We start from the raw sequence: 11,586 nt of genomic DNA, 5'->3' as shown, positions 1-11,586 counted from the left end.
CGGCGGCAAAGAGAAGGTTGTCACCAAAACTTTTAATTTTTGAGATGTTGAACTCCTCCGCAACCTTATCTATGGCAATGTAAATTTCATCGAGCACATCAATCAGTCCTGATTGATCCTGCTTTTTGGGCAGATTATCGAATCCACCGATAGAAATATATAGTAGTGAAACGGTACGCAGATGTTCAACTTTTTTTCCCTGTTTCTGGATGAGCATGTCCCTTGATGGGGATTCTCCGGTTTCATTGAAACGGGTCAGCAGTTGGTTGAACTTTTCATTCTGTTGCTGGATTTGTGAATACCGGCCCACCAGATTCTGAAGTTGTGCATTTAGCGCCTTGTTCCTATTGGCAAGATGAGTAATACGGTCGATATAGTTGTTAATGTTATCCATTAAGGTAAGCTGTTGTTTAATATTGTTCTTACACTATTTGTGGTGAAAATGTTGCACTTGGAACAGGTTTTTCATCTATTTTCTGTGCGAAAAAAAATTCTTCAGACCTTGTTTGCCCGATTTTCCTGTTACGAAGGATATTCAAAAAAGTATTTCTGTGTTTGATGAAAGTAAGATTTTACCTGATATATGTTAAACACATCAATGATTAGAGGCCAGCAGGTTCACAATGAATTTAACATTCTCATTGGCATCCTTTTTTGCATCTACCCACGTTATTTTATGCCCTTTGCGTTCCATTCCCCTAAACCATGTCATCTGGCGTTTTGCGAACTGGTGAATCGCTATATTCAGGCCTTCAAACATCTCGTTGTAGGATATTTCTCCGGTTACATAGCGGGTAACGTATTTATACTCCAGTCCGTAGTAAATTAAATCTTCCGGACTGGTTCCCGCGCCAATCAGTTTTTCAACCTCTTCTATCATGCCCTGCTTTAATCGTTCTTTCAGGCGCCTGGTGATTTTATCGCGTCTTAATTCACGGTCGATGTCTACGCCAATCAGAAGCGGATTCATTTTAGGGAGTTCAATTTCAATTTCCGGATGGTTTTGATAATAGGTTTCAATCTCGATGCTGCGAATCGCTCGTTTCACGGTATCAGTATCGGTGGTGTTGTGGAGTTTTTTGAACGAAGCCAGAATGGTTGAAAGTTCCTTCAGACTTTTGTCTTTCAATTCTTCCCGTAACTCAGGGTCTGGGGGGACATGAACCATTTTGAAACGGTCGAGAACAGCCTGGATGTACAAGCCGGTTCCTCCACACATAACGGGGAATTTGTTTCTGTTTTTTATTTCTTCAAAAATTCGGAAGAAATCATTCTGGTATTCGTAAACATTGTATTTGTAACCTGGCTCACGGATATCGATAAGATGCGCAGGGATTGTAGTTTCATTTACGATATAGTCGTCGTAATCTTTTCCGGTGCCCAGGTCCATTTTTCGATAAACCTGCCGGCTGTCGGCGCTGATGATTTCACCATCCAGTTGGTACGCCAGCAGGGAAGCAAGCCTGGTCTTTCCGCTTGCAGTGGGGCCTGTTATGACCACCAAATCATAAGGGACGGATTCTTTTCTTTTTTTTGGCGCTCTCTTCCTTTCCATTTGTCAAAACTAATAAAAAATGAGGAAAAGTATTTTAAACTTTTTCAACGCCGAATAGGTGGGAATAGGTTCTGTTGTTATGCTTGCATGGTAATTGGATGTCCTGGTGAGAACATTAATAAAACTTTTTCATTGTGTTGTGGCATTTAATTTTTTTAATTTTGTCCAGTTGTACCAATTAACAATTTCGAATGGAAGCAAAACAACCGGTGAGTACAGTGCAGATGTACCGGAATCTGGGTGACCGACTAAAGGGGTTGGTAATGAGTCCGGCAGGAGAATGGCAGAAGATTCACAGGGAGAGTACTACCTTTAATGATATAATTGGCAATTTTGCACTCCCTTTGATAGGACTGATAGCCGCAGGCACTTTTTTGTCGCAGATGATCAATCAGCAGGCCTTTATTTTTGAGTTTGCATTGAAAAAGGCGATTGTGATTTTCTCCGCCCTTTTTGGCGGGGCATTTCTTTCCTGGTTTTTGGTTTTTCGCATGATGCGTTTATTCCGGCTGGTTCCCTCGCGCGAGCTGTCTGCCAAACTGACTATTTACAGTTCGGCTCCGTTATATGTGGTGTCATTGGTCTCTGTACTGATTCCGGAATTCTTTTTTGTTCATGTTTTTGTCCTTTACAGCCTTTACCTCTGTTGGATTGGTGTTCGTGGACTCGCCGGGCCTCCTCAGGATAAGCAATTTGTTTTTGCCCTTTTTATTTTTGTGGCACTTGTGGTAATTCCTTATCTGCTTAGAGGTGCATTGTTTTATCTGTTAACGTTTTAAGTATGTCGGCAAGCAGGATTAATTTAAAAAATAAGAGAGCTTATTTTGATTACGAAATTATCGAAAAATATGTTGCCGGCATTCAGTTGTCGGGAACTGAGATAAAATCTATTCGCATGGGACGTGCCGGTGTGGTGGACTCCTATTGCTACTTTGTCAGGGGTGAATTGTGGGTGAAGGGAATTAACATCTCCGAATATTTTTATGGAACTTTCAATAATCACATGCCCACGCGCGAACGAAAGTTACTGTTGAACAAAAGGGAGCTGTATAAGCTGGACCGGAAAACCAAAGAGTCCGGGCTTACCATCATACCCCTGAGGATGTTTATGAACGATCGTGGTTTTGCCAAATTGGAGATTGGCCTGGCCAAGGGTAAGAAACAACACGATAAACGCGAAACACTGAAAGCGAAAGACTCCAAGCGGGAGATTGACAGGGTGAAAAAGAGTTTTTAGGGGCCACTAAATCTCTTCAAATGTGATCTGAAATGTACGTTCATTGCGGTTGAGCCAGATTGCACAAGTTTTGTGGGAAGGACAATTTTATCGTTAAAAAAAAGGTCTTACCTCCAGATAATACGATTCATTGCCTCATTAAAAAAGTGTTATTTCCGCCATGGTAATTTTGAGTTTTTCTATGAACCGGCCGGACGGAGAATTTCTGCCATCCTCTATTCTCCAACTTCCAACTTCTAATTTCACGCAACCTTTCTGCATTTTTTCCATCTACATTAAAAAGTGAGGCATTGAGCTTCCTTTTTTTCCTGAAATATAGCTGTTTGTATTATTTTTGAAGACAGTTTAAATTTGCAGGAAACCAATTAGCAATTTTTGTGTCCGGATCGATTGATATATACGAAATAGTTGCAGCGTGCCAGAAAGGTGAAAGAAGTGCTCAGAAAGCACTTTATGAATTTTTTGCACCCAAAATGCTGGGGGTGTGTATGCGTTATGCTACCGATCGGGAAGCTGCAGAAGATTTTTTGCAGGATGGTTTTATCCGGGTGTTTGAGAATGTTGAAAAGTTTCGTTTCGAAGGCTCCTTTGAAGGATGGATGAGGCGTGTGATAGTGAATATGATTATTGAATCTTTCCGAAAGAAAAAAATTGAAACGGAGTTTACAGATGATTTCCCGGATGTTGATGCTGAAGAATCAGAGGACCATACAGATGAAGAGGTTCCGTTGATGAGCGATTTACTTGAACTTATTCAACAATTGCCCGAACGGTACCGGTTGGTTTTTAACCTCTATGTGCTGGAAGAAAGAACACATGACCAGATTGCCGAACAACTGGGAATTTCGTCTGGTACCAGCAAGTCAAATCTGTCCAGAGCACGCAAGTGGCTTCAGGAAAGATTAAAGAAAAAAAGCAAAAAGGAGGCTGCTAAAATATGATGACACCCAAACAACATACAGATGCTCTGTTTAAAGAACTTGATCAATTGGAGGTGCAGCCTTCCAGGCAGGTATGGGCAAATATTGAATCGCGGCTTGGTCCGAAGAAAAGAAGGCTGGTTCCTGTGTTTTGGAGATGGGGGATTGCGGCTTCAATACTTTTATTTGCGGGCTTATTCTTCTTGGTGCCGGGTGATGATTTGAACCAAATTGTTCACCTTTCGTCTTCCGCAAACAACTCCGGCAATCCGGATCGGGGTCAGTCGGAGATTGCTTCAGTAGAAACAGAAAGCCAAAATGACAATGTTTCAGAGTCAGCTGCAGATAATCCGCACGTTTTCCCTTCAAATGCTGGTATCAATGATAAGGTTGAAAATTTTGCTGATGAAACTGGGAACTCATTGTTAAAGGGGTCACAATCTGCCGATGAATCAGAAAGAATGCTTGCTGTTGTGTCTTTGCAAAATGAAAATGTCGAGATCCTTAAGAAAATCAAATCCCAGCTTTTCGTGAGGATTGATGATGCTCCCGTTCAGCCCGGGTCTTTAGTGCTTTCAGGTGAGTTAGAGGCACCCGAGTATTTTGGGTTGAATCTCCCCTCAGATAAGGCGGCAGATAAACCATCAGCCGGTATTGTGCTGGGTGGAGAATATTCACCTACCTATGCTTATCGTGATGTTTCAGGAGCTGCCGCATCAGGGATGAATGAATCCGGCGTAATGACATCAGGAGGAGGCTTTAATGTGGCTGTAAAAATGAATTCGCGATGGCAAATTGAAACCGGAGTGAAATATGCCATGCTTGGACAGGAGGTAACCCCGCAAACCACGAGTCGGATGGTATATGGCAACGCGGATTTTTCTGCTGAAAGTAGTGTGACTTTGCAGGAGGTAAAACTCAATAACTCCCTGGGAATTATTGAACGGGATGTTTCTCCTGCCTTAAATGCAGATGTGAGAGAATTTCAAAGTGGCTCCAATGCCTTGGTGGAGATGAAATCTGAGTCTTCCTTTAGTGATGAGTCTTCGGTTCTGGAACAAAACCTGAGTTACTTGCAGGTGCCTTTAACTTTAAGGTATCAGTTGCTCCGGCAGGGCCCCGTTCAATTGTCTCTTGCGGGTGGTGTAGGGGCCAACTGGCTTGTGGATAATACGGCTTATCTGGAAATGTCGGGCCAACGGCAGAATGTCGGACAAACCGGTGGTGTTTCTGAGCTGAGTTTTAGCACTCATGCAGGTGTGGCTGTGTCGGTTCCTTTGTACAGAGGTCTGGGAATTCGGATGGAACCCCGGTTCAATTACTTCTTGTCGGATATCAGCCAGGAGGCTCCCGGCAAATTCCGCCCTTATTCCTTTGGTGTGTTTACCGGACTCTTTTTTGAATTTGGGAAGTAAAGTAGCTGGTCGCTGGCAGCTCTTAGCTGTTGGCTGATAGAGGTTGAGACTGAGGTTGAAGCTGAGACTGAGTTAGTGGGAGCTAAGAGCTAACAGTTCATTGCTTCAGCGATTCCACCATTTTGAAAAACGCCCCTTCTTTCTGTAACAATTCATTATAATGACCATCTTCAACAACCCGGTGTCCGTCCAGCACAATAATCCGGTCGGCCATTTTGATGGTCGAGAGGCGATGACTGATGATGACTGCCGTTCGGTTTTCGGTGATGCTTTTGATGTATTTGAGTAGTTTGGCTTCCGAGAAAGCATCCAGGGCACTGGTGGGCTCATCCAGCAGGACTATTTGTGATGAGTTAAAGAAAGAACGGGCCAGCGCAAGCCGTTGCCATTGTCCGGGGCTCAGTTGCTCGCTTTCTTCAAAAAGAGTTCCCAGGGTGGTTTCGTAGCCTTTTTCAAAATCGTCTATGATTTGGTGGATTCCGGCCTGATTAGCAGCATCTATGATTTTCTCATCGGTGGCTTCACGGCGCACATTTCCAAACCAGATATTCTCCCGGGCAGAAACATTGTAGAGCATGAAATCCTGATAGATAACGCTGATGTTGTCCACTCGTTCCTGCCATTTGATATGGTCAATAGGAAGACCGTCAATTTTTATTTCCCCCTCTACCGGTTTGAATAGTCCGCACAGCAGCTTTACCAGGGTTGTTTTGCCGGCTCCGTTGATGCCTACTAATGCAACGGTTTCCCCGGCGTGAATGTCGAAAGAGGCATTTCGCAACACCCAACGATCGTTCACCGGATAGTGAAAACCCACATTGTGGAAACTGATGCCTTCTTTCATTCGTGCCGGGAATGGATAACGCTCTTGTTCGCTCAATACAGGACGGGCTTCGCGCAGATGTAAAAACTCAAAAAGATTGTTGAGGAACAGCGAATCTTCATACAATCCTGATATTCGTCCCAGAAATTCCTGCAAATAGGCATACCCACGTTGTAAAGCCATGAAATAGAGGACCACATCGCCAATGGAAAGATACCCCTGGAACGCCCGGTAGGCAATGAGTCCGTAAACCGAAAACACAGCAATGGCCGCCAGTATCTGAACCGCCACCTCTCTGAGGGTTTTGTTCTTCAGCATCCGGTACTGATTTTGCCGCCAGTCGTTTTTCAGTTCATGGTAGCGCTCCCGGAAGAGTGTCCCCAACTCGAAAGTTCTTAGTTCTTTGGCATATTCTCTTGAGGTGAGCAATCGGTTGTAGTAATTTACTTTTCGCTCGCGGTCGGTATTTTCTCTTTTGAAATTGAAGAGTGAACGGGCGTAACGCAACCGGATTATTGTGACCGGGAGAGTCACGACCAGCAGAACGATGGATACCGACCAGTGCACCATCAGCAAAATTCCGCCCATAACAGTCAGTGTGATGAGGTTTTGAAGCAACCCGATGATGCCGTAAAAAATGCGCGAAGGTCTGAAAGAGGCTTCATTCAACGCCCTGAAGAAGACGTTTTGGTATTTGGGATGTTCAAAAAATCCGTAGTCAATTCGTGTGGTCTTGTTGTGGATGAGGTTGTCGAAATAGTCGGATATCACAAACGACTGCCGTTCGCGAACCAAGGCCCCCAGAGTGGCTGTTAAAGCATTTGTGAGAAATACCACGGCTGCAATAATTAGCAGTGCAATCAGCCGGTGAAGGGCATCCTCGCCGCCGGGATTGGTTGCCACCACCTGAATCTCGTCCACCAACAGTTTTACCAGGTAGAGCAGGAGGAGTGGCAGTACGCCTCGCACCAGCAGCAAAAGACCGTTAAGGAGGGTCCATCCGGGAGAACTCTTCCAGATGTATCGTAGAATGGTTAGTATTTGGCGGTAGTGTTTGATGATGGTGAATTTTAACGCAAAGACGCAGAGACGCCAAGGTTTCGTTGAGTTTTTTCAAATATAAAACAATTTTTCAATGTTCAATTATCAAAGAACAATTATCAACAAAAATTCATTAATCTGATGCAGCTCCGCCGCTTATTTCTACAACCTTATAGGTACTGCTACCGATCTGGCATCGCTCCGTGGTTAAAACTCAAAACCCGGAACTCGAAACTCTACTCCCCCAACTCACGACTCTCCCGGCCATCCAAAAAACTCTGCCCGTTATCGGTCCTGTCCAAACCAGTATGCGGTCTATCCGTGTATTAATGCTCCAGGCAAAGGGAGAACGTGTTTTAATCACTTTAGTGATGATGCCTTTCGCACTTGCCACATCAACGGGTTCATCGATGTAAGGCAATCCATCTCCACGGGTTATGAGTAAGCTGTTTTTTACATCTTTTTTAATAAGGCGATGCGCCACCCATTGTCCGTCCCTCTCAAATACCAGTACCTGACCGGGTTTCATTTCTCCAAAGGATAATCGCCTGATTTGCACTGTGTCGCGCGGCATCAGTATGGGAAACATACTCATCCCATGCACGGGTACCTGCACGGTGCGGCCATCATCAAGCAACTGGTCGATCCACTGACGATATTGGTTAATATTTGTGGTCATGAATGGCGGTTTGGGGCTAAGATAGGGAAAAAAATGAGGCCCCCTAAATCCCCCCAAGGGGGATTTTTTGGAAAGTTGGTTTTGGTGGAGGGGTGGGCAGCTCTTGGCTGGCAGCTCTTAGCTCTTAGGATGGAGAGGGTTAAGGTTGAGGTTAAGGTTAAGACTGAGGTTAAGGTTATGGTTAAGGCAAGTCTGAGACTGAGGTTAAGGTCATTCTTTCAAATTTGAGAGAAAGAGAGCCTGAAGGGCTCTAATGTTTATAGCTTGTACAAGCTATAGAATATCGACGCTGAAGGTGTCGTATGCTTTAGTGAGATTGGGGTAGAAAAAAAGGACTAAGGATTTCCCGGGAAAAGACATTATGAGAATAGCTCTTGCATCAGCGGGGGGACTCTTATGCGGAACAAGATTCTGTTTTAGCCGGCTTCAGCCGGCTTTTTGCAAAAACACAAAAGGGTTTACAGGATAAATGAATTATGAGAATAGCCCCCTGCTTCAGCCGGGGGACTCTTAAACAGAACAAAATTTCATGATAGCCGGCTTCTCAAAGCAAGACAAAAAATCCGTTATGAAATTAGAAAGCCGGTTGCAGAAGATTATTTCCGGTTAACTATAACTATAACACCCGGCTAAAGCGCGGGTGCTTATCTCATGTTGTTTCAAACCACCTTCGCAGAACGATGGAAAAATGAGTGGGTCTTTTCGAATATTGTTATTATTATCCTCATATTAACCCTTGTTCGACACCTACGGGAGTCTTCTCCGATTCTGCGTCGTACCTCCATCGACCCTTGTTCGACTGTTCTTCGACTGCTGTTCGACTCTATAGAGTCGCAGAAATGTCGAACAAGCCCCGAATAAGCCCCGAACAAGGTACGAAGAAGGGTCGGGTAAAGGTTGAATTTAATTTAATAATACATTGACTGACAATAACTTGAGTGGTTAGTTTGATGAGTTGTATACTTCTTTAATTAGTTAAGTTGATGGTTATTAGATTATTAGGATGTGTCCTGTCTTTTGAGTTCCTCTCAACCTCAGCCTTAATCTCAGCCTCAACATTAACCTCAGCCTCAATCTTAGCCTTAAATGGCAGTCTGGAGAAAAGAGTGATGAAGATAAATGGAGCTGTTCTTAAGTGGTAGTTAGTCAGTGATATAGGTTGTATTTGTAAAAGACTTGTGTATAAGTTTCTTTTGTACTTTTATCCCGCATTTGTGGAGATTCATCACAAAGGTAAAGTCGTTGCTCAAAGGTTCCCAACAATTCATTTTTAACCCTGTATAAAAAGACAAGAAGCCTCAGAAAGGGGTGGAAATTTTTGAACAGGGTTAATTTAGTGAATTATGAAAAAGTTTTACTTAGCATTACTTGGGTTATTGCTCGTATTTAATGCGAGTGCTGATTTTAAAAGTATAAACGGTCTCACCGGAAATTTTGAAAACGCCGGTAGCTGGGAGAATGGTCGCATGCCCTCCGTTGATGGAGTAGTGACCGAGAAAATGATAATTCAGGGAATAATCACACGTAGCGGTGATTTGAATCCGGTAACTGTTGAGGTTAATGGGACCTTTATTGTTAACGGAAATTATGAAAACCATCAATGGGATGGTCTTAAGATTACAAAAGATTCTAAAGTTGTAATATTTGGAAATTTGAATGCTTCTCAGTCGGTGACTGTTGAAAAAGGTGGTATTCTGATTGTACATGGTAACTTAATCTCAACCAATGCCGGTTTGCATATCAAAGGTGATCTGATTGTAAAAGGTGATTTTAGCACCAGTAGTGGGACTCAGGTCAATAACAGTGGAAATTTGGTTGTTGGTGGCGATTTTTCACACCTTGGTGGTGGTTTAAATGTAAAAAGTGATGATGTCTATATATTGAATCCCGATGCTACCATCGTAAGTCCCGGTTGGGGAGTTATTAACGATGGAAGTTACGGAACACTCGAAGATTTTCTTCAGGATGAAAATGGTACCGATTTAGGAAACCTCGTTGATGAAACTGGTTTGTTAAATCCTGTTGTTGTGTGGCTTGGGACTAATAACTCAGATTGGTCAACCGCAAGCAACTGGAAAAATAACAAGGTGCCTGATTACAATACCTCAGTTAAAGTAAGCGTATCAACAAATGCTCCCGTAATTAGTACTGATGCTGTTTGTAAAGAAATGACTATTGAAGCAGGGGCAGAGGTTATTGTGAATCCCGGTGCTTCTCTTGATATTGCCACGACTTTTACCAATAACGGTTTGGTTGTTCTCAAATCTACTCCTGATGCAGTTGCTTCATTGAATGTTCCGGAAAGTAACATGGACTCAGGACGTGGAAGAGTAGAACTGAGTGATGTGAAAGCCGACCAGTGGTATCGTCTTGGAGTTCCTGTAAGTGATGGAACTGGTATAATGTTGGATGCATCGGAATCAACCAACTGGGTATATAGAAGTACCAAAAGCTGGAAGCGAATTACGACTGATAGTGAGCCTGTTGCCCCAATGGAAGGTATTATGGTTCTTTATGAGGCAGACCATGTAATTGATTTTGAAGGAACTTTGAATACCGGTGAAATTACCCGCACTATTGATTATGGAAAAGGGTTCTATTTGTTTTCAAATCCTTACACTTCAGCAATGAAATGGGATATATCAAACTTCCAAACTACTGGTGTTAGTGTTTCTGATAATGTTTCTTCTACAATTTATTATCGTGTTTATGCCGGTTCACAAGTTGGAGATTATATGATTACTTACAACGGATTTACCGGACAATCAACCTTAGTGAGCGGAGGAAATTTTCCCGGAGGTTACACTGAGGCTAATGTTGGGGAAATTGCTCCCATGCAGTCTGTATGGGTCAAAGTAAATGATTCTCAATCAGCCACTATTACCGTGAATAATAAAGCGCGCAGAAAGCAAAATACCATGCCCCTGAAGAGCACATCTTCTTCATCTGAAAGAAGTGTTATTAGCCTGATGCAAACCAATGAGTTTATTTCTGATGTTACGGTGATTGCTTTTGATGATATTTTTAGCGATGGTCTTGACCGCGCCGACTCAGAGAAGATGTTCAACGGTTCAAAGAATGTTCCTGAGGTTTTTACCCGTGTTGACGGAAATGCGCTCTCAATTAACGGTATGGCTGCCTTGAATGGTATGGCCATGAGTATCCCGGTTTCAGTTCGTAACGGAATCATGTCAGAAGTTACTTTTTCATGGGAACTGACTGAATTTTCCGATAACTACCATGTTTTTCTTGAAGATAAAGGAACCGGTTCTTGGATTAACATGAGAGAAGTTGTTGACTATACTTATACTCCTGAAAAACTTGGTGACAATCATGACCGGTTTGTATTGCACCTGGAGAAAATGCAGGAAGTAGCCACAAGTGTTGCAACCGTTGATAGTGAAAATGTTGAAGATATTGAGGTTATTGGAAACAATAACAACGTAGTAGTTCGCATCAGTGCCGGACTGCTTGGAAGCAATGATGCTACCATCGAGGTTGTTGACCTGAATGGTCGCGTAATTGAAAACGTGAAAACCCGTTCTACTGAAACTCAAATTTCATTACCTGCAGGTGCTGCAGTATATGTGGTAAAAGTTGTTTCAGCAAATACTCAAAAAGTAGCTAAAGTGGTGGGTCGCTAAGCCACCCCAAAAATATAATTCACTATTTACCCTGTGAAGTATTTAGGAGGCTGTCTCAATCGAGGCAGCCTTTTTTTCGAAGGTGAATCTTGTTCTTCCATTTTTTGTCTTGATTATTCTGCTTCTTGATTTTCGGTAGATTTACTTTTGTTAAATAGGATTTGTTTCTTAATTGATGTTAAAAAAAATCTATATCCCTTTGTTATTGCGGCTTTCATGACCTTTGTCATGTTTTGCGCTTGTCTTTTAAAATTGATTATTGGTCAATATTT

The 11,586-nt window shown here is 42.8% G+C and carries 10 protein-coding genes; 6 read left to right on the top strand and 4 right to left on the bottom strand.

Annotated features, from left to right (window positions below; translation table 11 throughout):
- Both QZZ43_RS07600 and miaA read right to left on the bottom strand, forming a co-directional pair.
- Positions 1-394, bottom strand: a 394-nt coding sequence (locus tag QZZ43_RS07600) for an adenylate/guanylate cyclase domain-containing protein (protein WP_291857594.1), incomplete at its 3' end; no start/stop codon positions are given.
- Positions 395-595: 201 nt separating this feature from the next.
- Positions 596-1,555 carry a tRNA (adenosine(37)-N6)-dimethylallyltransferase MiaA gene (gene miaA, locus QZZ43_RS07595; protein ID WP_291857592.1) on the bottom strand — a complete coding sequence of 320 codons (960 nt, stop codon included), beginning with the start codon at positions 1,553-1,555 and terminating at the stop codon, positions 596-598.
- Between the two features lie 191 nt (positions 1,556-1,746).
- Between miaA and QZZ43_RS07590 the strand changes: the two genes are divergently transcribed.
- The 4 genes from QZZ43_RS07590 to QZZ43_RS07575 all read left to right on the top strand — a co-directional run bounded on the left by QZZ43_RS07590 (position 1,747) and on the right by QZZ43_RS07575 (position 5,127).
- On the top strand, positions 1,747-2,334 hold the full coding sequence (locus tag QZZ43_RS07590) for a Yip1 family protein (RefSeq protein WP_291857590.1): 588 nt from the start codon (positions 1,747-1,749) through the stop codon (positions 2,332-2,334).
- 2 nt (positions 2,335-2,336) lie between these two features.
- Positions 2,337-2,792, top strand: a complete 456-nt coding sequence (gene smpB / locus QZZ43_RS07585; RefSeq protein WP_291857588.1) for an SsrA-binding protein SmpB — start codon at positions 2,337-2,339, stop codon at positions 2,790-2,792.
- A 377-nt stretch (positions 2,793-3,169) separates the two neighbouring features.
- A complete protein-coding gene (locus QZZ43_RS07580) occupies positions 3,170-3,733 on the top strand; it encodes a sigma-70 family RNA polymerase sigma factor (RefSeq protein ID WP_291857586.1) in 564 nt (187 codons plus the stop codon).
- Positions 3,730-5,127, top strand: coding sequence for an outer membrane beta-barrel protein (locus QZZ43_RS07575; protein ID WP_291857585.1), 1,398 nt, complete (start codon positions 3,730-3,732; stop codon positions 5,125-5,127). Before QZZ43_RS07580 ends, QZZ43_RS07575 begins: the two co-directional genes overlap by 4 nt.
- Positions 5,128-5,224: 97 nt before the next feature.
- Here the strand turns inward: QZZ43_RS07575 and QZZ43_RS07570 are convergent, their stop codons facing one another.
- Both QZZ43_RS07570 and QZZ43_RS07565 read right to left on the bottom strand, forming a co-directional pair.
- Positions 5,225-6,970: an ABC transporter ATP-binding protein gene (locus QZZ43_RS07570; protein ID WP_291857596.1), complete on the bottom strand. Its 1,746-nt coding sequence runs from the start codon at positions 6,968-6,970 to the stop codon at positions 5,225-5,227.
- Between the two features lie 235 nt (positions 6,971-7,205).
- Positions 7,206-7,670, bottom strand: coding sequence for a S24/S26 family peptidase (locus QZZ43_RS07565; protein WP_291857584.1), 465 nt, complete (start codon positions 7,668-7,670; stop codon positions 7,206-7,208).
- A gap of 33 nt (positions 7,671-7,703) precedes the next feature.
- Between QZZ43_RS07565 and QZZ43_RS07560 the strand changes: the two genes are divergently transcribed.
- On the top strand, positions 7,704-7,898 hold the full coding sequence (locus QZZ43_RS07560; protein ID WP_291857583.1) for a hypothetical protein: 195 nt from the start codon (positions 7,704-7,706) through the stop codon (positions 7,896-7,898).
- 1,115 nt (positions 7,899-9,013) lie between these two features.
- Positions 9,014-11,314: a T9SS type A sorting domain-containing protein gene (locus tag QZZ43_RS07555; RefSeq protein WP_291857582.1), complete on the top strand. Its 2,301-nt coding sequence runs from the start codon at positions 9,014-9,016 to the stop codon at positions 11,312-11,314.
- Positions 11,315-11,586: the final 272 nt, after the last annotated feature.

Origin of the sequence: Marinilabilia sp., from assembly GCF_016278715.1 — a bacterium.
Lineage (GTDB): Bacteria > Bacteroidota > Bacteroidia > Bacteroidales > Marinilabiliaceae > Marinilabilia.
This window is presented reverse-complemented; position numbering and strand designations above follow the sequence as displayed.

Excerpts from the sequence above, each read along its gene's own strand:
- smpB (WP_291857588.1), top strand. The coding sequence starts at position 2,337 with ATGTCGGCAAGCAGGATTAATTTAAAAAATAAGAGAGCTTATTTTGAT.
- QZZ43_RS07575 (WP_291857585.1), top strand. The coding sequence starts at position 3,730 with ATGATGACACCCAAACAACATACAGATGCTCTGTTTAAAGAACTTGAT.
- miaA (WP_291857592.1), bottom strand. The coding sequence starts at position 1,555 with ATGGAAAGGAAGAGAGCGCCAAAAAAAAGAAAAGAATCCGTCCCTTAT.
- QZZ43_RS07555 (WP_291857582.1), top strand. The coding sequence starts at position 9,014 with ATGAAAAAGTTTTACTTAGCATTACTTGGGTTATTGCTCGTATTTAAT.
- QZZ43_RS07565 (WP_291857584.1), bottom strand. The coding sequence starts at position 7,670 with ATGACCACAAATATTAACCAATATCGTCAGTGGATCGACCAGTTGCTT.
- QZZ43_RS07590 (WP_291857590.1), top strand. The coding sequence starts at position 1,747 with ATGGAAGCAAAACAACCGGTGAGTACAGTGCAGATGTACCGGAATCTG.
- QZZ43_RS07560 (WP_291857583.1), top strand. The coding sequence starts at position 7,704 with ATGAGGCCCCCTAAATCCCCCCAAGGGGGATTTTTTGGAAAGTTGGTT.